Below are 22,666 nucleotides of genomic sequence, written 5' to 3'. Positions count from 1 at the left end.
CTCCCTCAATCACTTAGGATTACATTGTTTCCGCGAACAGTTCACGGCCGATCAACATGCGGCGAATCTCGCTCGTGCCCGCGCCGATTTCGTAGAGCTTCGCGTCACGCCAGAGACGCCCAACCGGATACTCGTTGATATAGCCATTGCCGCCGAGAATCTGAATGGCCTCGCCCGCCATCCACGTGGCCTTTTCCGCGGTGTAGAGAATCACGCCCGCGCAGTCCTTGCGCACCTGGCGCACATGGTCCTTGCCGAGCGTGTCGAGCTGGCGGCCCACTGCGTAGAGATACGCGCGGCACGCCTGGTACGTCGTGTAGAGATCGGCGACCTTGCCCTGAATGAGCTGGAACTCGCCAATGGCCTGACCGAACTGCTTGCGGTCGTGGATGTACGGCACGACGGCGTCCATGACCGCGGCCATGATGCCCGTGGGGCCGCCGGCGAGCACGGCGCGCTCGTAGTCGAGGCCGCTCATCAGCACCTTCACACCGCCGTTGAGCTGGCCGAGGATGTTCTCCTCAGGCACTTCCACGTCCTGGAACACCAGTTCACCCGTATGCGAGCCGCGCATGCCGAGCTTGTCGAGCTTCTGCGCAACCGAAAAGCCCTTCATGCCCTTCTCGACAATGAACGCCGTAATGCCGCGCGAACCCGCTTCAGGATCGGTTTTCGCATAGACGACCAGCGTGTCGCAATCCGGGCCGTTGGTGATCCACATCTTCGTGCCATTGAGCACGTAGCGGTCGCCCTTCTTTTCCGCGCGCAGCTTCATGCTCACGACGTCCGAACCCGCGTTCGGCTCGCTCATGGCGAGTGCGCCGATGTGCTCGCCGGAAACGAGCTTCGGCAGGTATTTGCGCTTTTGCGCTTCGGTGCCGTTGCGATGGATCTGGTTCACGCACAGGTTCGAATGCGCGCCGTACGAAAGGCCGACCGAGGCTGACGCTCGCGAGATTTCCTCCATCGCGACCATATGCGCCGTGTAGCCCATGTTCGCGCCGCCGTATTCCTCCGAGACCGTCATGCCGAGCACGCCCAGGTCGCCGAATTTGCGCCAGAGGTCCATGGGGAACTGGTCGGTGCGGTCGATTTCGCCCGCGCGCGGCGCGATTTCCTTCGCTGCGAAACCAGCGATGCTGTCGCGCAGCATTTCGACTTCTTCGCCTAGCGGGAACTGCAAACCGGGTACGTTGCTCATGTGTGTCTCCTGAGAATCTCGATCCGGGCGGTGCTTCGCCCCATGGACGCACATTTCACGCCACATTTACGTTAACGTCAATAGGTATTTTTGAGTGACGCTCAACTTGTCATACAGATGAAATCTCCTTGTCCAGCGGCGCTCCTTTCGTAGATAATGAATTCCACCTTGACGTGAATTGAATCAAGCTCAACATGGAAGCCGTCGCCCAGAAAGCCGTCCTGCCCGCGTCGCGCCGCCAGCCGGCGGGCCGCAAGTCGCAGCAGCGCGTGCGGGAAATCCTGCAGGCGGGGCGCGAAGTGTTCTCTGAAAAAGGGTACGCACGGGCCACCACGGCCGAGATCGCCCAGCGCCTGGGCGTGTCCGAGGCGACGGTGTTCAGCTACTTTCGGGGCAAGCGGGAGTTGTGCGCGCGCGTGATCGGCGACTGGTATGACGAATCGATCGCCGCGATCGAAGGCGGCCTGCCGCGCGACGGCACCGTGCGCCAGCAGTTTGCATTTATCGTGCGCATGCATCTGCAACTGATGCTGGAGAGCGGCACCGGCATCTGCGAACTGGTGCTCTCGGAGGGCCGCACGCGGCACCACGATCTGAGCGAAGCGCTCACGGAAATGCAGCGCCGCTACACGGCGCCGCTCATGCGCGTGCTGGCGCGCGGTCAGGAAAGCGGGCAGATCCGCAACGACCTGCCGCTGCGGCTGCTGCGCTCGCTCGTATTCGGCCCCATGGAGCACGTGCTGTGGGACGCGACGCTCGCCAACCGCCGCACGAACATCGACGCCACGGCCGACCGGCTCGTGGACGCGCTCTGGTCGGCCCTGCAACCGCCCAATCTCGAACTCGCCGCGCTCGCGCAGTTCAGCCAGGACGTGGGCGAAGCCGTGCGCCGGCTCGAGCGCGAACGCGCCGCGCGCTAGCCGGCGCGCCCTGGCCAGCGATCAAACCGCCGCTTCCTCGGCCACTCGCGCGCAAAGCGAAGCGGGGTCGAGCAACATCAACGTGCCCTTGCCCGGCAGTTCCTCGGCTTCGCCCATGTCGTTGTGCACGCGCGCGCCTTCACTGCGCGTGAGTGCCTGCGGCAAGGCGAGCTGGGCCGAGCCGTTCAGCGTCACGATATCCTCGACCGAATCGACAAGCAGTCCGTATTTTTCGCGCTCGTATTCGACGATCAGCACCTTCGCGCGCGTGAGATCCTCATACGGCGGCATGCCGTACATCGCGCGCCGCCAGCAGCGACATCACGACAAGAAAAGTAAGAATTTCCATCATCTCGCAGTCCTTATTAATTATGTGAGCGTGCTGCGGCACGTTGGAGTGGTGAGGCGCGAGAAGTCTATGTCAATCCAACGATGGGCCCACATTCGGAAAATCGAATTGGCTTTTCGATTTGTGTGCCGTCCATGTGCGTATTGAGCGCAAGCGGTAAGCGCATCGATATCCAATTGTTACAACCGGGCGGCGCGTGCCCGTCTCTCACTGTGCGCATTTCTGCGAAACATGGGCCGCGAAGCAGGCAGTTGCGCGCCGTTCGCGCTTCGGGCGGCCTTCGCACCCCATAAACCCGCCACCGTCTGTAACAACTCGAAAAATCGGCGCAATTCGCGTAATTGCATTGGCTCCGCCAATGTCATAGCGTTCGATAATTGGCTGGCGCGCGCCGTTGTCCCAGCCTGCCCGTTTCTGGAGATCGTGTGTGAGAAGGTCGAAACTGTTTCTCGGGGCCGCTGCGGCCGCGCTTATCGGCGTGTGCGGCGTAGCGCAGGCGGCGCATGTCGGTGTGTATGTCGGCGCCGGCGTGCCGTATTACTACCCGGTCGCGCCCGTGCCGTACTACTACGGGCCGCCGCCCGTCATCGTCGCGCCACCGCCTGCACAGGCGCCCGACTACATCGAGCAGGGGCAAGCCGGCGCCCCCGCGATGGACGCGCAGCAGGGCCCAGTCAACGTCCCGCCCGGCGATGCAGCAGGCGACCAGGAGGCAAACGCCGACACCTGGTACTACTGCGACGAGTCGAAAACCTACTATCCCTATGTAAAGCAATGTTCGTCGGGCTGGCGCGCGGTTCCCGCCCAGCCTGCGCCTTCGAACTGATCACCTTGACGATATCGAGCCGCAAATGAAATACACGTATCTCGCGCTACTCGCCGCGGCGGGGCTGCTGAGCGCATGCGCCGTGACGCCCACGGGGCCGAGCGTGATGGCCCTGCCTGGCACGGGCAAATCCTTCGACCAGTTCCGCGTCGACGACGCGAATTGCCGCCAGTTCGCCTTCCAGCAGGTAGGCGGCGTCACCGCGAACCAGGCGGCGACGGGCGCCGGCCTGGGCAGCGCCGTAGTGGGCACGGCGCTCGGCGCGGCCGCAGGCGCCGCGTTCGGCGGCGGCCAGGGTGCGGCCATTGGGGCAGGCGCGGGGCTGCTTGCGGGCAGTGCGGTCGGCATGGGCAACGCCCAGGGCTCCGCGTGGGACGTGCAGCGCCGCTACGACTACGCCTATCTGCAATGCATGTACGCCACCGGCAACCGCATCCCGGCTCCCGGCAACATGACGATGTCGCAACCCCAGCAGTTTCAGGCGCCGCAGCAGCAATTCCAGACAGCGCCGCAACCGCGCTATTTGCCGCCGCCCCCGCCGGGCTCGGCGCCTCCGCCGCCCAGCGGATATTGAAGCCGTATTGTCCGCATAAAGAAGAACGCGGGGCCTGGCGCATGCGCCAAGCCCCGCGTTTTGCTTTGGATGCCGAATAAACCGGATCAGTGCTCGTCGAATTCGAGCGCCTTGCCGTTCCACACCACTCGGCGCATTTCGCCCGATTGCGGGTCGATGAGCGTCATCTGCTGCGCGGCGTGCACGGGATCGGGCTTCGCATCGCCCGGCGTCCCGGACCTCGATTCGAGCAGCGGCTGCAACACGGGCGCAAGCGACTTCAGCAGTTGCACGGACAGCGCACTCGTGAACGTGTAGCGCGCCGCATACGGCTCATGCACCCATGCCGTGAGCGTGCCGTAGAAGCGGTTGCCGATCACGAACACGAAGGTCGCGCTGCGGTTCACCTTGCGCGATTCGATCAGCCGCGCGCCCGGCGCGTACACGTTGAAGCGCTGGTCGCCGGTGCCGGTCTTGCCGTAGACCGGCAGCGTCTTGCCGTCGGGGAGCGTCATGCCGTCGGCGAGGCGCTTGGCCGTGCCGCCCTCCACCACCGACGTCAGCAACTCGCGCACCACTTGCGAAATCTCAGGCGAAACCAGTGCCTGCGGCGGCGTGGACGCATGAACGAAGTGTGTCTCGTAGGGCGTGCCGCGCGCGAAGTCGAGCGACTCGAAGCTATGCGTCGGCAGCTTTTCGCCGTTGCTCGATATGAGGCCGATGAGTTGCGCGAGCGCCGCGGGCCGGTCGCCCGACGCGCCGATTGCCGCGCCATACGAAGGCGTGATGCTGTCGAACGGATAACCGACCGCGCGCCAGGACTTGCCAATCGCGTCATACGCGCGCAGCTCGATCATGTGGCGAATGCGCCGGTTCTGGGTGGCGTGATACTTCGTCTTGAAGAGCCACGAGTAGGTATAGAGCCGCGTGTCGCGGCTCGCCTGCTGAACCTGCGCGAGCGTCGCATCTGGGTGCGCGTGCAAGTAATTCAGCAGCCACAGTTCGAGCGGATGAATGCCCGCAATATAGCCACGGTCGTTGAGGTTGAATTTGTCGATTGCGTACTTGTCGTAGTAGTGCGCGAGGTCTTCGTCGTCGAGCCACTGGAACTTCGTGTTCTTTAGTTGCGCGCGCATCTGTGCGTCGAACCACGGCAGCTGCCCATCGGGCTTCACGCTGCGCAGCACGGTCGCAATGCGCGCCGGACCCTTGCGCGTGTGCTGCAGCAAGATCGCCAGCGCTTCGTCGTTGCTCTTGCCCGCGTAGCGCGTGTAGAAGCGCTTCATATAGACCTGGCTCTCACCATCGGCAAACTGCGTGAGAAAACGCGTGCGCACAGCCGGGTCGTCGAGCCATTGCGCGGGCGGCCCCGAAGTCTGGATCATCTCGTAGTGAACGATGTCGCGCATGAGCCGCACGAACACCAGATTCACCGAATGCTGGAACGCGCGGTGCACGGTGAGAATCTGAGCGTTGTCGCTCGACTCGAAATTGTTGAAGCTCTGCGCGCCGCCGCCGGTGTAGAACGTCTCGCCTGGGCTGGCCGAGTACTTGCGCTCCACTGCCGCTTCGAGCATGGAATGCAGTGAGCGGTCGGACGTCTTCGAAAGATAGTCGATCGCCCAGCGCGTGAGCGCGTCGCTCGGATCGACTTGCGGCAGCATCGCGCGCAACGACTTCGCGTCATCGGCCGCGTAGCGCGCGTGCAACGCGCTCACGATCTGCAGATACGTCACGAGCGTGCGCAGCTTCGCCGTCGACCCCAGATTCAGGCGCGCGCCCGAATTGATGTCGAACGGCTGGTTCACGCTGTCCGTTTGCACGCGCACGAGGTTTTCGCCGTTGCTGCGCTCGAACAGCGTGAAGCTATACGCGATCTTCGAAGGATCGTCGGAGGGGCGCAGCATCTCGAAGCCGACCAGACCCGCCTGGCGCGCGCCGTCCTTCGTCGCGGCGTCGGCGAGGCGGTCGCTCACGGCCTGCTGCACGCTGTCGACGAGCGTGGCCGTGGCGGTGAGGTCGAGGCGGTCGAGGTCGTAAAGCGTCGTCAGTCCGAGCGCCTGCATGAGCTGGGTGCGCAGCGTCAGCACCGCCTTGCGCTCCACGAATGAAACCGGCGCGCGCTGGGACGGCTTCGAGCGGTCGAGCGTGAGTTGCGTGGCGAGCGCGGCGTCGCGCAACGCGGGCGTAATCACGCCGCCGGCGCCGAGCAAGCGGATGTAGCTATCGGTCAGTTTCGCGAGTCCGTCGTTGTTCTTTTGCAGGAAGTACGAAGGCGCGCGCTGGGCGATCAGCAGTGAGAGCACCTGGCGAAATGCCAGCGCCTGCGCGTCGAGCGTCTCGGGCGTAAGCGGCCCGCGCAGGATCCGGTTGACGTCGCGGAAGTCGCGCCCATACCAGGCGGCAAGCCCGTCGCCGAGACCGTTGACTTCACCCACACCCGGCTTGGCGGAGAGCGGCACCGAATTCAGGTAGTGCACCAGAATCTGCTGGCGCGCAGGCATGGTCTGCGGGCCGTCCAGGTAGGCGCGCAGCGAAGCGGACGCGATCTGGCGCAGCTTCTCCGGCGGCGTGGAGGTGCGGCCACCCGACGAGTGCCGGAACTTCTCGATCTGCGTGGCGAGCGTGCTGCCGCCCGGGGTCTGCTGATGCCGGTTCACGAGGCGCGCGCCCTGGTCGACGAGCGCGCGGCTAAAGCGCCCCCAGTCAATGGCCGGGTTGCGGTTCGGCTGGTCGGGGGCCAGCAGGTATTTGTCTTCGATGAAAAGCAGCGAGTCGCGCACCACGGGCGGCACGGCGTCGAAATTCTCGTAAGCGCGCTGCGGATAGCGCGTATGGAACAGCGTCGCACCCGACGCGTCGCGCAGCACGATCCCGGCCTGATCCTTTTCTTCGAACGGCAGGAAAAGCCCCTGGTCGGCGACGGCGATCATGCGATCTGAATCGCGCGCCTGCGCCGCGATCGCGAAACCGCGTTCCGCAAGCCGGTTCTCGAAGGTGGGCATTTGCGCATAACCGAGCCGCACATCGTACGGCCCATTCGTAGTGGGAAAGCGGATGCTGTGGCTCGGCCCGTTCTCGACCGTAAAGCCTATGTCGCGCGTGAGTTCGGAGAGGTAGCGCGCCTGCAGGCGTGACGTATCGATTTCGATCTGTACGATGCGCGCGATGATGACGAGTGCAGCCAGAAACGCGACGACGAATCCCCACTTGACCCACCTGAAGAGTGAGCCAGCGCCAGCGGCGCGAACAGGAAAGCGTACCGAAGGGCGGTTCATGCGTATTCTCCTGACGTCTAGTCAGATTTCCAGACGGCACCCCTCAGATAGTCTATCTCGCTCCGCAAGTTCTTGCGTGCCAGTATGTAGGGCTCCGCACGCACGTCGCACTGTTGCAACACCTATGCCCGCCGCGTGACAGTTTTGCGGCATTTTGCGTCATCCCCGTGGCACGGGAGATGCTCCCGATATAATGATTGGCTATTTCGTTGGATACCGGGAAATATGAAGAAGCTTGCCGTGCCCCTTGCCCTTTCGCTCACGCTCGGCGCGTGCGCGTGGTTTCAGAGCGACCCGGATGCAGGTCAGCCGGTCATCGATTCCACAACCAACCGGTCGGTCCGGGACGTGATCTCCTGCCTGACCGTGGAAGCCCAGCGTCACGGCGCCAGCTTTACCACCTCACCGCTTCCGCAAGGCCAGATGCTCGAGTTCGGCGACTCGAACGTCATCAAGGTCCGCACCGACAATGGCGCAACGACCTACCGCTATTACGCCGGCAAACGCCACGCCTCGAACCTGTGGATCGAGGGTGCGAGTAAAACCTGCGCACCTTGAACATTTGACGCGCGGCTTTCATGGCCGCAGCCGCGATGTGTGCGTATTGAAAGCGTTTTCGTGCCTTTTCGTGCAGCTTGGCGCCCTTCTATTACAGCCTTTTACATTCATACGCGCCGTGTAGCGCGCTGACACATTTTCGCCAGGCGTTTTAAGAATCGCTTAAGTCTTCGTCCGCATCATCGCTTCACTCAGATGAAACGAACGCAGCAGGAGGTTCCGTGAACCAGCAAGATCCGCAAATCCAGGCGACGAAGCCGGTCAACAGCGAGGCAACGGCCGGCGCGAAGCCCGCTCGCCGCACCTTGTTGCGCCGGTTGCTCAGCCACCACGAGCTTGCGACCCTCCTGTTGCTGCTGCACGCACCGATCGACGCGCATGCCAAACCGGAGATTCCCATGCTCAAGGAAGCCGGCCTTGTCGAGCAGGTACAGGACGCCGCCGGTGACGCGCGCATTCGCCTGACGACGGAAGGCAACGCCGTGCTGCAAGGACTCGGCCTCGCGCGCTGAATTTGCCGCGCCAGTTGCCGCGCGCTGCGCGCAACAAACCAGTCAACGCACCAAGAAAAAGACGGCGGCACGCAATGCGTGCCGCCGTCTTTTTTATCTAGTCACCTGATCGCCGCGCTTCGCCTCAAGCCGACTCGAGCTCCGCGCCTTCGGCGGCGAGCGCCTCATCTTCGTCCTGCAAGCGCAGCAGCCGGTAGCCGCTCTTGTACACCGGCTGCAGCCGGAAGCCGTTCGGCGTCTCGATCTCCAGCAACAGGCGCAACCGCGACACGTGGCTGTCGATCGTGCGGGTCAGCGTATGCAACTCGCGCCCCCACACCATCGCGTAAATGTGATCGCGCGAAAGCACGCGTCCGATATTCGAGAAGAACAGCGCAGCGAGCCGGTATTGCGTAGTCGAGAGCAGCACGGGCTTGCCGTGCACGCTGACAGCCTGACGCCGCATGTCGAAGCGATAGGGACCCGCGTCGATCGTCATGTTCTCGTAGCGGTCGGGAAACGCGCGGCGCAGAAGCGCATTTACGCGCGCGCGCAGCACCGAAGGGCACACTGGCAGGCCCACATAGTCGTCCGCGCCAACCGCAAACGCGCGCACCACGCTTTCGTCGGACGCGTCCTCCGAGACGAACAGCACCGGAATCTGACTGCCGTTCACCGCCCGCAACGTCCTCAGCAGCTCCGCGCCGGCGACCTGCGAGCCTTGCCAGTCGAGCACGAGCATGTCGACGGTCGATGCGGCCAGCGTCCTTGCAAGCGTGAGGGCGTCGCCGAACGGAACGCAGGCGTGACCGCATTGCGTCAGCACGCGCTCGAGTTGCTGGCGATGGTCAGCGTCGCGCTGGAAAATCGCGATGCGCATGTTGGTTCCTTTGATGGATCGGATATCGAAACGGGCGATTCTGTGGATATGTGCAAAATCCGGCCATCGGACGAGTCTTAAATCCAATCGGCTTCGTCGTTTTCCCACAGCGGCGCGCGCGCGCACCGACGCAAGCGCGCCAGGCCCGTATCTGGCGGCTTGCAAGCTTCCTGTAGAATTGCGGGCTGGCCTGAACTCGTCGGCACGTCCGCCCACCCGCGCGAACGCGCTGTTGCCGTGCCCCACCCTTGCGCCCGCCTATCCGACGACCGCCGCCCCCGCGCCACGCGCGCACCAGGCAAATTCGGCCATCACGGACGTCCACGCGCGTTCTTCACGCGCTACATACAACGTCGTACATAACAACATCCTGGTTTTTCGGAAATGCAAGCAACAGACATTGGCGTGCGCACGCCTGCCGCTGCGCGCGCGCTCACCCGCAGCGACTACAAGACGCTCGGGCTCGCCGCACTCGGCGGCGCCCTCGAGTTCTACGACTTCATCATCTTCGTGTTCTTCGCGCCGGCTATCGGCCAGTTGTTCTTCCCCGCAACGATTCCCGACTGGCTGCGCCAGTTGCAGACCTTCGGCATCTTCGCGGCGGGCTACCTCGCGCGACCGCTCGGCGGCATCGTCATGGCGCACTTCGGCGACCTGCTCGGCCGCAAGCGCATGTTCACGCTCTCCGTGCTGCTGATGGCGCTGCCCACGCTCGCCATGGGCTGCCTGCCCACCTACGCGACAATCGGCGTGTTCGCGCCCGTGCTGCTGCTTGCGCTGCGCGTGCTCCAGGGCGCAGCCGTGGGCGGCGAGGTGCCGGGCGCATGGGTGTTCGTCTCCGAGCACGTGCCGCGCCGCCATATCGGCTATGCGTGCGGCACGCTCACGGCGGGCCTCACGTTCGGCATCCTGCTCGGCTCGCTGATCGCCGCGGCCGTCAATCATCACTACGCCCCGAGCGATATCTCCGCGTATGCCTGGCGCATTCCGTTCCTGATTGGCGGCCTGTTCGGCATGTTCTCGGTGTATCTGCGCCAGTGGCTGCACGAAACGCCCGTGTTCGCGGAGATGAAGGCGCGCAAGTCGCTCGCCGACGAAATTCCGCTCAAGGCCGTGCTGCGCGACCATGGCCGCGCCGTGATCGTCTCGATGCTGCTCACATGGATGCTTTCGGCCGCCATCGTCGTCGTGATCCTGATGACGCCGCCGCTGCTGCAGAAGCAGTTTCATCTCGACGCCACCACGTCGCTGCTCGCGAACTGCGTGGCGACGCTCTTCCTGACGGTGGGCTGCGTGAGCGCGGGCGCGCTCGCGGACCGCTTCGGTGCGCGCCGCGTGCTGGCCATCGGCGGCATTGCGCTCGCGATCTCGTACTATGTGCTGTTCCGCCAGATCGCCGTGGACACCTCGATGCTCATGCCGCTCTATGCGCTCTGCGGGCTGCTGGTCGGCACGATCGGCGCGGTGCCGTACGTGATGGTGAACGCGTTCCCGCCCGTGGTGCGCTTCTCGGGCATCTCGTTCTCGTACAACGTAGCGTACGCCGTGTTCGGCGGCCTCACGCCGATCGTCGTCGCGCTGCTGATGAAGTCCGCGCCGCTCGCGCCCACTTACTATGTGGCCGCGATTTGCGTGCTCGGCGCGATCACGACGCTGTTCTTCAAGGACACGCATCGGGAGCAGTAAGTGCGCCTCAGTGTGCTCTGAATGCACACTGGACGCCCGCCTGTGGTCCGGCACCATTTTTGCCGGCGGCTTCGACGATTCACCTCGCGCTGAAACGTCGAAGCCGGCGAGCGCCCTACCATGGGCGCATGAATACCTCACACCCCACCCCCGTCCGTTTCACGCCCGCGCTCACGCGTATCGTCGCAACCGTCAGCATTGGGTTCGTCGTCACGCAGCTCGACGTCACCATCGTCAATATCGCGCTCGCGCGTGTCGCAAACGATCTCCATGCGAACGTCGCGGGCCTGCAATGGATCGTCGACGCCTACACGCTCGCCTTCGCGGTGCTGATGCTCTCGGGCGGCGTGCTCGGCGACCGCTACGGCGCGCGCCGACTGTACGCCGCCGGTCTCGTCGTGTTCGCGTTCGCCTCGCTGGCCTGCGGGCTTGCTGCCAATCCTGCCATGCTGATCGCCGCCCGCGCGGTGCAGGGCGCGGGCGCGGCGGCCATGCTGCCCAACTCGCTCGCGCTGCTCAATGAAGCGTGCCGCCACGACCGCGGGCTCAGGGCACGCGCCGTGGGCTTCTGGACCGCAGCGGGCGCCATTTCGATCGCCGCCGGCCCGGTGGCGGGCGGCCTGCTGATCGCGGCGTTCGGCTGGCGCAGCATTTTCCTCGTCAACCTGCCACTGTGCGCAGCCGGACTTTGGGCCACCCTTGCGTGGATTCCTGCGCCGCGCCGCCAGGCGCGCGATTCCAACGCCGCCAGCGCGAGCGCCGTGCGCAGCCTCGACGTGCGCGGCCAGCTGCTCGCCATCGTGGCGCTCACGGCTTTTACGGGCGCCGTAATCGAATGGCGGCCGCTCGGCTTCGTGCACTGGGCCGTGGCGGGCGGCTTTGCGCTCGCGCTCGTGGCGGGTTTTGCGTTCGTCTCGCTCGAAGCGCGCACACGCGATCCCATGGTGCCGCTCGCCATGCTGCGCAACCGCACGTTCAGCGCGGCGGTGCTGTTCGGTATCTGCGTCAATCTGACGTACTACGGCACCGTGTTCGTGCTCGCGCTTTACCTGCAGCATGCGCGGGGCGAAACGCCGTTGCAGGCGGGCCTCGCGTTCATTCCGCTCACCGGCGGGTTCCTGCTCTCGAACATCGTGAGCGGCCATGTGGTGGCGCATTACGGCACCCGTCGGCCGATGATCGTCGGCGCGCTGATCGCGGGTGCCGGCTACGCGCTGCTGACCGGCGTGGACGCCTCGACGCCGCTCGCCTTCGTGCTGCCCGGCTTCCTGCTGATTCCCTCGGGCATGGGCCTCGCCGTGCCGGCGATGACGACGGCCGTGCTCTCCTCGGTCGAGCCGGCGCGCGCGGGCACGGCCTCGGCGCTGCTCAATACGGCGCGTCAGGCAGGCGGTGCGGTGGGAGTGGCGGCGTTCGGTGCGCTCGCGGGCGGCGCGGGCGCGGCGCAGGTGGTGGCCGGCCTGCGTGCGGAAACCGCGGTCTCGACGGCGCTCCTGCTCACGGCGGCCGGGCTCGCGTGGTTCGTGAAAACCGATCCCGCGCATGCGGGCGCGCGCCGTGTCACGCCGGCGCGGATGAACGAATCGGAATCGCGCTGATGCAATGGCGAATTGAGGTGGCGAACTCTGGTGACGTACTGCGGCGCCAAACTACAGTGCCAAACTACAGCGACGCCTCCTGAATCGCGCCGGAGTCGATCGCGCGGGCGATCAAGCCATCGTTCTGCGCCTTGCGGATGGCGTGAGCAATCAGCTGGTCGGGCTCTTCGAGCTCTGCCTTGAGCGCGCCGATGAGCCCGGTGGCGTCGAGGATCACCAGCGTCTTCGCGGAATCCGCGTAGCTGATGAACACGCGCCGCGTGCCGTCTTCCGCAAGACTCGCGCAGAACTGCTCGGTCTTGCCTGCCACGTTGAAGTCGAAGTTCTGTATCAAGGCCTGCTCCCTCTACACCCGGTTGCCCGGTGGTTGTGATTCGACACTCGCGCCTCGCCATGCAAAGGCGTCAGCCTCGCAGGCCGCCGCCGCGCGGCGCGCGCATGCCATCAATGGAAGCACGTCCCGCGCCCGTCACCGTCAGCAGCAGGAAACCGCCCGCGATCGCCACGTTCTTCCAGAAGTGAATGACCGCATCTTGTTGCGCCGCGGCCTGGGTCACGTTCCAGAAGTCATGGCCAAGTATCGCCGTGACAATAGCGTACACGGCCAGCAGGAACGCAACCGGGCGCGTGCGCACGCCCAGCACGAGCGCAATGCCGCCGAGCAGTTCGATTGCAGTCGCCGCGATTGCGCCATACGAGGCATATGGCACGCCCTTCGAGTGCAGGTAGCCGACGAACCCCGCGTATCCCAGCAGCTTCATGGCACCGCCCCAGAGAAACAGAATGGCGAGCGCGAGGCGAGCGATGAAGATGATGAAGGAATCGGCGGGTCGGGTCATGGAGGGCTCCGGTATGCAATATCGGAATGACCGCGAGGCGCACGGTCAGTTCCCTCGAATTGATGCAGGAATGGCAGACGAGGCCGTACGCAGAAGGGCGCACCGAGCGCTGGAGCGAAGCAGACTTACCCGGAAATTAATTCGGAATGCTATGGAATTTACCTGACAGCCACCGCGGCAATCCGCTCGCGATGCAATGACACATCGCGCAAACCGCCGCGATGCTGGCACGCTCAATGCTTGTGATGCATGCCGTGCGGCCGATGCGCGTCGAGCCAGCGAGTCAGGCGCGCCTCGAGCGTGCCCCTGCTGCGGCGCGACACGGCCCACATGGCCGCGCACACCAGTAACATGACGCCTGGTCCGAGCAGATAAGCAACAACGGTTTCCCTCATGGCAGTCTCCTCTGCGCGACGCCACAGTTCGTGAGATTTTTCATTCTAGGCGATAGCGCGGCACACGGTAAACGTCGTCCACGAATGCAGCAGGGACATAAACCCAAGGTTTTCATATATCCGTTGTCGGCAACGCCAGACCGCATCTTTACCTCATACGTAATCGCTTCGACCACGCATTTCGCTAGAATCGGCGGCATGAACACGCTCGCTTCCATTGTCCCGGCCGCGCCGTCCGGCACTGTGCGCCGCAGCGTCGGCGAGATGCTGCGCGATTGGCGCATGCGCCGGCGCATGAGCCAGCTGCTGCTCGCCACCGAAGCCGAGATTTCGACGCGCCATTTGAGCTTCGTCGAGTCGGGCCGCGCGCTGCCCAGCCGCGAGATGGTCATGCATCTCGCGGAGCAACTCGATGTGCCGCTGCGCGAGCGCAACGCGCTGCTGGTGGCGGCGGGCTACGCGCCGCTCTATCGCGAGCGCGCGCTCGACGACCCGCAGCTCGCCGCCGCGCGCGAGGCGGTCGATCTCGTGCTGCGTGGGCACGAGCCCTATCCCGCCGTAGCCGTGGACCGCCACTGGAATATCGTCGCGACGAACGGCGCGCTCGCGCCGCTCATCGGCGACTCATCGCCTGCGCTGCTCGCCGCGCCCATCAATGCACTGCGCCTTTCGCTGCATCCCGAGGGCATGGCGCCGCGCATCGTCAACTGGCACGCGTGGCGAGCGCATCTGCTGACGCGCCTGCAACGTCAGATCGATGCGAGCGCCGACCCCGCGCTCGCCGCGCTGCACGAGGAACTCGCGTCGTATCCCACGCCGCCGGGCGTAGTGAATGCGGGCGCCGAGCCGATCGCGCATCACATTGCCGTGCCGCTGCGCGTGCGCACAGTGCTTGGCGAACTGGCGTTCTACAGCACGACCACCGTGTTCGGCACACCAGTCGACATCACGCTTTCCGAGCTGGCAATCGAAGCGTTCTTTCCCGCCGATCCGCAAACGGCGCAGGCATTACGCGATCACGCGTGTTGAACCATATTACGCGATCACGCGTGTTGAACCATGCCTGGCTCGTGAAACGAGCGGGAATAGTCATTCCGGATTCGTGCGCACGCACCGATCGCGCAAATTGACGCACAGCGACGTATTACCGCAGCGTAAATCTCAGCCAATTACAAAAAGTCAGACATTTTTTTCACTTTGATTTACGACTCGCTTCCTGCTCGACATCACAATCGAGAAACGGTCACGCACTGTTCAATCGATCGATTCACCCATGAAATCATGGGCTTTCCTTCGCCGAAAGGAAGCTTTAAAACATAAATCGTTTTCGAACATATCCATACGACAACGTGCGTTCTGCATAACCGACATTTCGTCATTTTTTCGACAAATATTGCGAAAATCGATATGTCCGTGCAAATACGTCGAATTAGATTACATTCATCCCCTTTACATCTTCTTGCCCCTACTCTTAAATACGGGTGTCCCCGACGCACACACAAGCTGGAGATGTTATGAGCCATTTTCTGGATCGTCTGCGTTACTTCACAGCGGCACGAACACAATTCGCGGACGGTCACGGCGCCGTCACAGACGAAGACCGAAAATGGGAGGAGGCGTACCGTACACGCTGGCAGCACGACAAGATCGTGCGCTCCACACACGGCGTGAATTGCACGGGCTCATGCTCGTGGAAGATCTATGTGAAGGGCGGCATTGTCGCGTGGGAAACGCAGCAAACCGACTATCCGCGCACGCGCCCCGACATGCCCAACCACGAACCGCGTGGCTGCTCGCGCGGTGCGTCTTATTCGTGGTATCTCTACAGCGCCAATCGACTCAAGTACCCGCTCGTGCGCAGCGCGCTCGTGAAGCTGTGGCGCGAAAAGCGCCGCACGCTCGAGCCCGTCGCCGCGTGGGCAGCCATTGTCGATGACGATGCCGCGCGCAAAAGTTATCAAACGCGTCGCGGTCTTGGCGGCTTCGTGCGTGCAGACTGGAGCGAAGTGCTTGAAATCGCGGCCGCCGCGAACGTGCACACCATCAAGCGTCATGGCCCCGACCGCGTAATCGGCTTCTCGCCCATTCCCGCGATGTCGATGGTGTCGTACGCAGCCGGCTCGCGCTATCTCTCGCTCATCGGCGGCGTGTGCCTGTCGTTCTACGACTGGTACTGCGACCTGCCGCCTGCCTCGCCGCAAACGTGGGGCGAGCAGACCGACGTGCCCGAGTCCGCCGACTGGTACAACTCGTCGTTCATCGTGATGTGGGGGTCGAACGTGCCGCAAACGCGCACGCCCGACGCGCACTTCATGGTGGAAGCGCGCTATCGCGGCGCGAAGATCGTTTCGATCTTCCCCGACTACGCCGAAGGCGCGAAGTTCGGCGACATCTGGCTGCATCCCAAGCAAGGCACCGACGCGGCGCTCGCGCTCGCCATGGGCCACGTGATCCTCAAGGAGTATCACCTCGCCGGCAAGAGCGCCTATTTCGCCGACTATTGCAGCCGTTTCACCGACATGTCCTGTCTTGTCACGCTCGTCGAGCGCGACGGCCAGTACGTGCCCGACCGCTATCTGCGCGCGTCCGACTTTGACGGCGCACTCGCGCAGGACAACAACCCCGAGTGGAAAACCGTAGTGATCGACAGCGCGACCAACGAGTTCGCGGTGCCGCTCGGCTCGGTGGGCTTTCGCTGGGGCCAGCAGGAAGGCGCCGATCGCGGCAAGTGGAACCTGCGCGAGGAAGGCGTCAATGGCGCGCCGCTCAAGCCAGCGCTCTCGCTCGTTGAAAAGCACGACGATGTGGTGGACGTGCTGTTCCCCTACTTCGGCAACGTCGCGCATCCGCATTTCCCGCACACCTCGCACGGGCCGGTGCTGAGCCGCCGCATTGGCGTGCGGCGCGTGGCGACGGCCGCGGGCGAGCGGCTCGTGGCTACCGTCTACGATCTCTTCGTGGCGAACTACGGGCTCGATCAAGGCCTGGGCGGCAGGGACCTCGCGCATAGCTACGACGATGACGTGCCCTACACGCCCGCGTGGCAGGAAGCGATTACGGGCGTAAAGCGCGCAGACGTCATCAACGTCGCGCGGCAGTTTGCCGAGAACGCCGACAAGACCGAAGGCCGCTCGATGGTCATCATCGGCGCAGGCATCAATCACTGGTTCCACATGGACATGGCGTATCGCGCCATCATCAACATGCTCGTGATGTGCGGCTGCGTCGGCAAGTCCGGTGGCGGCTGGTCGCATTACGTGGGCCAGGAAAAGCTGCGCCCGCAAACAGGCTGGACCGCGCTCGCGTTCGCGCTCGACTGGAACCGGCCGCCGCGCCAGATGAACGCCACATCGTTCTTCTACGCGCACACCGACCAGTGGCGCTACGACCCGATGAACCCCACGGACCTGCTTTCGCCGCTCGCGAACAAGGCCGACTACCACGGCGCGCCGATCGACTACAACGTGCGCGCCGAGCGCATGGGCTGGCTGCCTTCCGCACCGCAACTCGCGGGCAATCCGCTGGAGCTGGGCCGCTCGCTCGAAGACCCCGCGAAAGCCGGCGCCGAAGTCGCGCGCCGCCTGAAGGACGGCAGCCTCAAGCTCGCCTGCGAGGACCCGGACAATCCGGCCGTATTCCCGCGCAACCTCTTCGTATGGCGCTCGAACCTGCTCGGCTCGTCGGGCAAGGGGCATGAATACTTCCTCAAGCATCTGCTTGGCACAACGAACGGTGTGCAGGGCGAGGAAGTGGTGAAGGACGGCGTGCCGCGTCCCGAAGAAGTCGTCTGGCATGAGGACGCGCCCCAGGGCAAGCTCGACCTGCTCTGCACGCTCGACTTCCGCATGTCCACCACCTGCATGTACTCGGACATCGTGCTGCCTACGGCCACGTGGTACGAGAAAGACGACATGAACACGTCCGACATGCACCCGTTCATTCACCCGCTCTCCGCCGCCGTGGATCCGGCGTGGCAAGCGCGCAGCGACTGGGAAATCTTCAAGGCCATCGCGAAGCGTTTTTCCGAGCTGAGCGTCGGCCATCTCGGCGTGGAGCGCGACGTGGTGCTCACGCCCATCGCGCACGACGCCGCGGGCGAGCTCGCGCAGCCCTTCGGCGTGGATGACTGGAAGCGCGGCGAATGCGAGCCGATTCCGGGCAAAACCATGCCGGCCGTGGTCACGCTCGAGCGCAATTACCCCGAGACGTATCACCGCTTCACGTCGCTCGGGCCGCTGATGGACAAGCTCGGCAACGGCGGCAAGGGCATTAGCTGGAATACCGAGGAGGAAGTGCACGAACTCGGCGCGCTGAACTATCGCGATCAATCCGAAGATGCCGGCGACGCGAAAGGCCGGCCGCGCATCGAGACCGCGCTCGACGCCGCGGAAACGATTCTCTCGCTCGCACCCGAGACGAACGGTGCCGTTGCGAAGAAGGCGTGGGAAGCGCTCTCGAAGTTCACGGGCATCGAACACGCGCATCTCGCCGACGCCCGCGCCGACGAAAAGATTCGCTTCCGCGATATCCAGGCGCAGCCGCGCAAGATCATTTCGTCGCCCACGTGGAGCGGCATCGAGTCGGAGCACGTGTCGTACAACGCGGGCTACACGAACGTGCACGAGCTGATCCCCTGGCGCACGCTGAGCGGCCGCCAGCAGCTCTATCAGGACCACGCGTGGATGCGCGACTTCGGCGAGGCGCTATGCGTCTACAAGCCGCCGATCGACACGGGCAGCTACGAGAAGATGGCCGGCACACGCTCGAACGGCAATCCCGAGCTGGCGCTCAACTTCATCACGCCACACCAGAAGTGGGGCATTCACAGCACCTACACCGATAACTTGCTGATGCTCACGCTCTCGCGCGGCGGCCCGATCGTGTGGATTTCGGAGAAGGACGCGGCGCAAATCGGCATAGTCGACAACGACTGGATCGAATGCTTCAACGCGAACGGTGCGCTCTGCGCGCGCGCCGTGGTGAGCCAGCGCATTCCGCGCGGCATGGTGATGATGTACCACGCGCAGGAAAAGATCGTAAATACGCCGGGCTCCGAAATAACGGGCACGCGCGGCGGCATTCACAACTCGGTCACGCGCATTTCGCTCAAGCCGACACACATGATCGGCGGCTACGCGCAACTCGCTTACGGCTTCAATTACTACGGCACAGTCGGCTCGAACCGCGATGAATTCCTCATCGTGCGCAAGATGAAGAACGTCGACTGGCTCGACGCAGAGGAAACGCCCGTTGGTCCGTTGCCCGCCGCTGTGAATGCGGCCGTTCGCGAAGGAGAAAGCTCATGAAAGTGCGCGCGCAGATCGCGATGGTGCTGAACCTCGACAAGTGCATTGGCTGCCACACGTGTTCGGTCACCTGCAAGAACGTCTGGACGAGCCGCGAGGGCATGGAATACGCGTGGTTCAACAACGTCGAAACGAAGCCCGGCATTGGTTACCCGAAGGATTGGGAGAACCAGGAGCGCTGGCGCGGCGGCTGGGTTCGCAAGGCCGATGGCCAGATCGAGCCGCGCCTCGGCGGCAAGTGGCGGCTGCTTGCGCAGATCTTCGCGAATCCGCATCTGCCGGAAATCGACGACTACTACGAGCCCTTCACGTTCGATTACGCGCATTTGCAGGAAGCGGGCAATACGAAGGCCACGCCGGTTGCGCGGCCGCGCTCGCTCGTGAGCGGCGAGCGCATGGAGAAGATCGAGTGGGGCCCGAACTGGGAAGAGATTCTGGGCGGCGAGTTCGAGAAGCGGTCGAAGGACTATAACTTCGAGAACGTGCAGAAGGAGATCTACGGCGAGTTCGAGAACACCTTCATGATGTATCTGCCGCGCCTGTGCGAGCACTGCCTGAACCCGGCATGCGTGGCCGCGTGCCCTTCCGGCTCGATCTACAAGCGCGAGGAAGACGGCATCGTGCTGATCGATCAGGACAAGTGCCGCGGCTGGCGCATGTGCGTTTCGGGCTGCCCGTACAAGAAGATCTACTTCAACTGGAAAAGCGGCAAGGCCGAGAAGTGCATCTTCTGCTATCCGCGTATCGAGGTGGGACAACCCACTGTCTGCTCGGAAACCTGCGTGGGACGCATCCGCTATCTCGGCGTGCTGCTCTATGACGCCGATCGCATTCACGAGGCCGCGAGCGTAGCCGACGAAAAGGATCTCTACCAGGCGCAACTCGATGTATTCCTCGATCCGTTCGATCCGGCCGTGATCGAGCAGGCCGCACGCGACGGCGTTCCGCAGGCGTGGATCGATGGTGCGCAGCGCTCGCCCGTCTACAAGATGGCGATCGACTGGCGCATTGCTTTCCCGCTGCACCCCGAGTACCGCACACTGCCAATGGTCTGGTATGTGCCGCCGCTTTCGCCGATCAACGCGGCGGCCAACAGCGGCGAACTCGGCATGAACGGCTGGCTGCCCGACGTGCATTCGCTGCGCATTCCGCTGCGCTACCTCGCGAACCTCCTCACCGCCGGCGACGAAAAGCCGGTACAGGTCGCGCTGGAACGTCTGCTCGCCATGCGCGCCTTCATGCGCGCGCGCCATGTGGACCGCACGGATGCTCCGCAAGTCCTCTCACAAGTTGGACTGTCGCTCGCACAGGTCGAGGAGATGTACCGCTATCTCGCGATCGCGAATTACGAGGATCGTTTCGTGATTCCCACCACACACCGTGAGTACGCGGAAAACGCCTTCGACCTGCGCTCGTCGTGCGGCTTCACGTTCGGCAACGGCTGCTCGGACGGCAAATCGGAGGCGAGCCTGTTCGCGCCAAAGAGTGGGCATCGCAAGATTCCCATTCAGGAGATCTGACCATGTTCGCGGCTCGTCCCCAGCCCATGACGTACCGGCTCGTTGCGTCGCTGCTCGAGTACCCCGATGCGCCACTCATCGAGGCCGTGCATGAACTACGCGCGATCGTGCGCAGCGAGCGGGCGTTCGGCGCCGAGGCACGCGAGAAGCTCGAGCGCTTCCTCGACTATCTCGGCTCGCGCGATCTGCTTGCACTGCAGGAGAACTACGTCGCGCTGTTCGACCGCGGCCGCGCAACGTCGCTGCATTTGTTCGAGCACGTACACGGCGAATCGCGCGATCGAGGCCAGGCGATGATCGACCTCGTCCAGACCTACGAGAAGCACGGCATGCTGTTGCAGCCCGGCCAGTTGCCCGACTATCTGCCCGTGTTCCTCGAATATCTCTCGATTCTGGAGGCGAACGAGGCGCGCGCGCTGCTGGGCGAGACCGTCGCGATACTGCAGTCGATTACGGAAGAGCTGAGCCGGCGCAACAGCCACTACGCGTATGTGATCGGCGCGCTGCTGCCGCTCGCGGGCGCGGGCGGCGCAGATCTGCCCGAGGCCGCGCACGACGACGACGCGGGCAAGCCGCACGACAAGGAGCATCTGCGAGCGCTCGACGCCGCGTGGGCCGATGAGCCCGTGCAATTCATGGGCGCGGAGCGTCCGGCCGTGGCGCCCGTCGAGTTTCACCCGCGCCGCGCGCCGCGCTAGAAAAAGCAACACGCTACCCGGACACTTAGTTCGAACACCGCAAGCAAGGAGCCGTCATGGGCGAATACTTCCATCAGTTTCTGTTCGGCATCTATCCGTACATCTGCCTTGCGGTGCTGCTGTTCGGCTCGCTCGTGCGCTTCGACCGCGAGCAGTACACGTGGAAGAGCGACTCATCGCAACTGCTGCGGCGCGGCGCGCTGCGGCTTGGCAGCAACCTGTTCCACTGGGGCATTCTGGTCGTGGTGATGGGTCACTTCGTCGGCTTTCTCGCGCCGCACTGGCTCGTCGCGCCGTTCATCTCCGCCACCGTGCACCAGTTGCTCGCGATGGTCGCGGGCGGCGTGGCCGGCAGCTTCGCCATTGTCGGTCTCACGATCCTGATCGTGCGGCGGCTTGGCGACACGCGCATTCGCGTGAACAGCAGGCCGTCGGACATCCTCATCGTGTTCATGCTTTGGGCGCAACTCGCGCTCGGCCTCGCGACCGTGGTGCTCTCCTCGCACCACATGGACGGCGCGATGTTCGAACAGCTCACCGACTACGTGAAAGGCGTGGTGACCTTCCGGCCCAATATCGCCGGGCTGCTTGACGGCGTGCCGCTCGTGTATCAAACCCATATCGCGCTCGGCTTCACGATCTTCCTCGTTTCGCCCTTCACCCGCATGGTGCACATCTGGAGCGGCATCGCTTCGGTGTTCTATCTGATCCGTCCGTACCAGCTCGTGCGCAAGCGCTAATCGCCAACCAGAACCAGGAGCGCTGTCGATGATGAATGCGGTCCCCCATGAAGATCAGCCCGGCCTGCCCGCCCGCGTGAACGACGTTGAGATCGGTCTCGCCGCAATCGAAGCCGAGCGCAGCAATCACGCCGATGACCCAGACCCCGCGCTCGCCGCGCGGCGCACGCTCGTCGTGCACGAACTGCTGCGTCAGCGCGCCGTGGCGCTGAACCTGATGGCGCCTGACGCCGAACTCGACGACAGCGTGGTGGGCATGCTGCTCGAGCGCGAACTGCGCGTGCCCGAGCCCACGCCCGAAGACTGCGAGCGCTACTACACGCAGCACACAAAGCACTTCGTACGCAACGAACTCGTGTACGCGAGCCATATTCTCTTCGCCATTACCGACCGCGTGCCGCTCGCGCTGCTGCGCCAGAAGGCCGAAGAAACGCTGCGCGAGTTGCAGCAGGCGCCAGACACTTTCGAGGCGCTGGCGCGCCAGTTCTCGAACTGCCCTTCAGCGGGCGTGGGTGGGAGTCTTGGCCAGCTCACACGCGGAGACACGGTGCCCGAGTTCGAAGCGGCGCTGTTCGACAGCGCCGAGATGGGTGTTCTGCCGCGCCTCGTGCGTACGCGCTTCGGCTTTCATCTCGTGCGCGTGGATCAGCGCGTGCCGGGCAATCCGGTGCCGTATGAGGAAGTCTCCGGCGACATCGCGCGCTTTCTCAGCGAACGCGTGCGCCACAAGGCCGTTCAGCAGTACGTATCGATCCTGGCTTCCGAAGCGACGCTCGAAAACGCGGCGCTGGAAGCCGCTACGAGCCCACTCGTCCAGTGAAGTCGACC

General features: G+C 64.1%; 20 protein-coding genes. 13 read left to right on the top strand and 7 right to left on the bottom strand.

Annotated features, from left to right (window positions below; all coding sequences use genetic code 11):
* Window positions 1–19: 19 nt before the first annotated feature.
* Window positions 20–1,201 (bottom strand): isovaleryl-CoA dehydrogenase, encoded by a 1,182-nt coding sequence (locus L0U83_RS15365; protein ID WP_158759228.1) that lies wholly within the window; start codon window positions 1,199–1,201, stop codon window positions 20–22.
* Window positions 1,202–1,395: 194 nt separating this feature from the next.
* On the opposite strand from L0U83_RS15365, the gene L0U83_RS15360 reads away from it, so the two are divergent.
* Window positions 1,396–2,121, top strand: coding sequence for a TetR/AcrR family transcriptional regulator (locus L0U83_RS15360; RefSeq protein ID WP_233884350.1), 726 nt, complete (start codon window positions 1,396–1,398; stop codon window positions 2,119–2,121).
* 21 nt (window positions 2,122–2,142) lie between these two features.
* On the opposite strand, the gene L0U83_RS15355 is transcribed toward L0U83_RS15360, so the two are convergent.
* Window positions 2,143–2,421, bottom strand: coding sequence for a chemotaxis protein CheW (locus L0U83_RS15355; protein ID WP_233884349.1), 279 nt, complete (start codon window positions 2,419–2,421; stop codon window positions 2,143–2,145).
* Window positions 2,422–2,897: 476 nt separating this feature from the next.
* Here L0U83_RS15355 and L0U83_RS15350 point away from each other — a divergent pair, with 476 nt between their 5' ends.
* Window positions 2,898–3,296, top strand: a complete 399-nt coding sequence (locus tag L0U83_RS15350; protein ID WP_233884348.1) for a hypothetical protein — start codon at window positions 2,898–2,900, stop codon at window positions 3,294–3,296.
* 25 nt (window positions 3,297–3,321) lie between these two features.
* The gene (locus L0U83_RS15345) at window positions 3,322–3,870 is read left to right on the top strand and encodes a glycine zipper family protein (RefSeq protein WP_233884347.1); all 549 of its coding nucleotides are present in this window, start codon (window positions 3,322–3,324) and stop codon (window positions 3,868–3,870) included.
* Window positions 3,871–3,956: 86 nt separating this feature from the next.
* Here the strand turns inward: L0U83_RS15345 and L0U83_RS15340 are convergent, their stop codons facing one another.
* Window positions 3,957–7,127, bottom strand: a complete 3,171-nt coding sequence (locus L0U83_RS15340; protein ID WP_233884346.1) for a transglycosylase domain-containing protein — start codon at window positions 7,125–7,127, stop codon at window positions 3,957–3,959.
* Window positions 7,128–7,352: 225 nt separating this feature from the next.
* Between L0U83_RS15340 and L0U83_RS15335 the strand changes: the two genes are divergently transcribed.
* Together L0U83_RS15335 and L0U83_RS15330 are read left to right on the top strand one after the other, a co-directional pair.
* Window positions 7,353–7,685 carry a hypothetical protein gene (locus tag L0U83_RS15335; protein WP_233884342.1) on the top strand — a complete coding sequence of 111 codons (333 nt, stop codon included), beginning with the start codon at window positions 7,353–7,355 and terminating at the stop codon, window positions 7,683–7,685.
* A 242-nt stretch (window positions 7,686–7,927) separates the two neighbouring features.
* Window positions 7,928–8,197, top strand: coding sequence for a hypothetical protein (locus L0U83_RS15330; RefSeq protein WP_233886528.1), 270 nt, complete (start codon window positions 7,928–7,930; stop codon window positions 8,195–8,197).
* 124 nt (window positions 8,198–8,321) lie between these two features.
* On the opposite strand, the gene L0U83_RS15325 is transcribed toward L0U83_RS15330, so the two are convergent.
* Window positions 8,322–9,056, bottom strand: coding sequence for a response regulator transcription factor (locus L0U83_RS15325; protein WP_233884340.1), 735 nt, complete (start codon window positions 9,054–9,056; stop codon window positions 8,322–8,324).
* Window positions 9,057–9,440: 384 nt separating this feature from the next.
* Here L0U83_RS15325 and L0U83_RS15320 point away from each other — a divergent pair, with 384 nt between their 5' ends.
* Window positions 9,441–10,742 carry an MFS transporter gene (locus L0U83_RS15320; protein WP_233884338.1) on the top strand — a complete coding sequence of 434 codons (1,302 nt, stop codon included), beginning with the start codon at window positions 9,441–9,443 and terminating at the stop codon, window positions 10,740–10,742.
* A 128-nt stretch (window positions 10,743–10,870) separates the two neighbouring features.
* Window positions 10,871–12,340, top strand: a complete 1,470-nt coding sequence (locus L0U83_RS15315; protein ID WP_233884336.1) for an MFS transporter — start codon at window positions 10,871–10,873, stop codon at window positions 12,338–12,340.
* A gap of 64 nt (window positions 12,341–12,404) precedes the next feature.
* Here the strand turns inward: L0U83_RS15315 and L0U83_RS15310 are convergent, their stop codons facing one another.
* The 3 genes from L0U83_RS15310 to L0U83_RS15300 all read right to left on the bottom strand — a co-directional run bounded on the left by L0U83_RS15310 (window position 12,405) and on the right by L0U83_RS15300 (window position 13,574).
* Complete coding sequence (locus L0U83_RS15310; RefSeq protein WP_233884334.1) at window positions 12,405–12,674, bottom strand: hypothetical protein; 270 nt, start codon at window positions 12,672–12,674, stop codon at window positions 12,405–12,407.
* Window positions 12,675–12,744: 70 nt separating this feature from the next.
* Window positions 12,745–13,179, bottom strand: coding sequence for a DoxX family protein (locus L0U83_RS15305; RefSeq protein ID WP_233884333.1), 435 nt, complete (start codon window positions 13,177–13,179; stop codon window positions 12,745–12,747).
* Between the two features lie 233 nt (window positions 13,180–13,412).
* Complete coding sequence (locus tag L0U83_RS15300; RefSeq protein WP_233884330.1) at window positions 13,413–13,574, bottom strand: hypothetical protein; 162 nt, start codon at window positions 13,572–13,574, stop codon at window positions 13,413–13,415.
* A 198-nt stretch (window positions 13,575–13,772) separates the two neighbouring features.
* Here L0U83_RS15300 and L0U83_RS15295 point away from each other — a divergent pair, with 198 nt between their 5' ends.
* The 6 genes from L0U83_RS15295 (at window position 13,773) to L0U83_RS15270 (ending at window position 22,658) form a co-directional block, all read left to right on the top strand.
* Window positions 13,773–14,603, top strand: coding sequence for a helix-turn-helix domain-containing protein (locus L0U83_RS15295; protein ID WP_233884325.1), 831 nt, complete (start codon window positions 13,773–13,775; stop codon window positions 14,601–14,603).
* Window positions 14,604–15,088: 485 nt separating this feature from the next.
* Window positions 15,089–18,880 carry a nitrate reductase subunit alpha gene (locus tag L0U83_RS15290; protein WP_233884323.1) on the top strand — a complete coding sequence of 1,264 codons (3,792 nt, stop codon included), beginning with the start codon at window positions 15,089–15,091 and terminating at the stop codon, window positions 18,878–18,880.
* The gene (gene narH, locus L0U83_RS15285) at window positions 18,877–20,400 is read left to right on the top strand and encodes a nitrate reductase subunit beta (protein ID WP_233884322.1); all 1,524 of its coding nucleotides are present in this window, start codon (window positions 18,877–18,879) and stop codon (window positions 20,398–20,400) included. The genes L0U83_RS15290 and narH overlap by 4 nt, the downstream gene beginning before the upstream one ends.
* 2 nt (window positions 20,401–20,402) lie before the next feature.
* Window positions 20,403–21,098: a nitrate reductase molybdenum cofactor assembly chaperone gene (gene narJ / locus L0U83_RS15280; protein WP_233884321.1), complete on the top strand. Its 696-nt coding sequence runs from the start codon at window positions 20,403–20,405 to the stop codon at window positions 21,096–21,098.
* A gap of 56 nt (window positions 21,099–21,154) precedes the next feature.
* Entirely contained in the window at window positions 21,155–21,838 is a 684-nt protein-coding gene (narI, locus tag L0U83_RS15275; RefSeq protein WP_233884319.1) for a respiratory nitrate reductase subunit gamma, read from the top strand.
* Window positions 21,839–21,869: 31 nt separating this feature from the next.
* Window positions 21,870–22,658 carry a peptidylprolyl isomerase gene (locus L0U83_RS15270; protein ID WP_233886527.1) on the top strand — a complete coding sequence of 263 codons (789 nt, stop codon included), beginning with the start codon at window positions 21,870–21,872 and terminating at the stop codon, window positions 22,656–22,658.
* Window positions 22,659–22,666: the final 8 nt, after the last annotated feature.

The sequence above is a fragment of the Paraburkholderia flagellata genome, assembly GCF_021390645.1.
Classification (GTDB): domain Bacteria; phylum Pseudomonadota; class Gammaproteobacteria; order Burkholderiales; family Burkholderiaceae; genus Paraburkholderia; species Paraburkholderia flagellata.
Note: the sequence above shows the minus strand (reverse complement) of the source record. Positions and strands in the feature narration are given on the sequence as shown.

What these genes read in the sequence shown, in the direction of transcription:
- L0U83_RS15335 (WP_233884342.1), top strand. Translation starts at nt 7,353, where the DNA reads ATGAAGAAGCTTGCCGTGCCCCTTGCCCTTTCGCTCACGCTCGGCGCG.
- L0U83_RS15345 (WP_233884347.1), top strand. Translation starts at nt 3,322, where the DNA reads ATGAAATACACGTATCTCGCGCTACTCGCCGCGGCGGGGCTGCTGAGC.
- L0U83_RS15355 (WP_233884349.1), bottom strand. Translation starts at nt 2,421, where the DNA reads ATGTACGGCATGCCGCCGTATGAGGATCTCACGCGCGCGAAGGTGCTG.
- L0U83_RS15300 (WP_233884330.1), bottom strand. Translation starts at nt 13,574, where the DNA reads ATGAGGGAAACCGTTGTTGCTTATCTGCTCGGACCAGGCGTCATGTTA.
- L0U83_RS15315 (WP_233884336.1), top strand. Translation starts at nt 10,871, where the DNA reads ATGAATACCTCACACCCCACCCCCGTCCGTTTCACGCCCGCGCTCACG.
- narJ (WP_233884321.1), top strand. Translation starts at nt 20,403, where the DNA reads ATGTTCGCGGCTCGTCCCCAGCCCATGACGTACCGGCTCGTTGCGTCG.
- L0U83_RS15340 (WP_233884346.1), bottom strand. Translation starts at nt 7,127, where the DNA reads ATGAACCGCCCTTCGGTACGCTTTCCTGTTCGCGCCGCTGGCGCTGGC.
- narH (WP_233884322.1), top strand. Translation starts at nt 18,877, where the DNA reads ATGAAAGTGCGCGCGCAGATCGCGATGGTGCTGAACCTCGACAAGTGC.
- narI (WP_233884319.1), top strand. Translation starts at nt 21,155, where the DNA reads ATGGGCGAATACTTCCATCAGTTTCTGTTCGGCATCTATCCGTACATC.
- L0U83_RS15270 (WP_233886527.1), top strand. Translation starts at nt 21,870, where the DNA reads ATGAATGCGGTCCCCCATGAAGATCAGCCCGGCCTGCCCGCCCGCGTG.
- L0U83_RS15365 (WP_158759228.1), bottom strand. Translation starts at nt 1,201, where the DNA reads ATGAGCAACGTACCCGGTTTGCAGTTCCCGCTAGGCGAAGAAGTCGAA.
- L0U83_RS15290 (WP_233884323.1), top strand. Translation starts at nt 15,089, where the DNA reads ATGAGCCATTTTCTGGATCGTCTGCGTTACTTCACAGCGGCACGAACA.
- L0U83_RS15320 (WP_233884338.1), top strand. Translation starts at nt 9,441, where the DNA reads ATGCAAGCAACAGACATTGGCGTGCGCACGCCTGCCGCTGCGCGCGCG.
- L0U83_RS15360 (WP_233884350.1), top strand. Translation starts at nt 1,396, where the DNA reads ATGGAAGCCGTCGCCCAGAAAGCCGTCCTGCCCGCGTCGCGCCGCCAG.
- L0U83_RS15325 (WP_233884340.1), bottom strand. Translation starts at nt 9,056, where the DNA reads ATGCGCATCGCGATTTTCCAGCGCGACGCTGACCATCGCCAGCAACTC.
- L0U83_RS15295 (WP_233884325.1), top strand. Translation starts at nt 13,773, where the DNA reads ATGAACACGCTCGCTTCCATTGTCCCGGCCGCGCCGTCCGGCACTGTG.
- L0U83_RS15305 (WP_233884333.1), bottom strand. Translation starts at nt 13,179, where the DNA reads ATGACCCGACCCGCCGATTCCTTCATCATCTTCATCGCTCGCCTCGCG.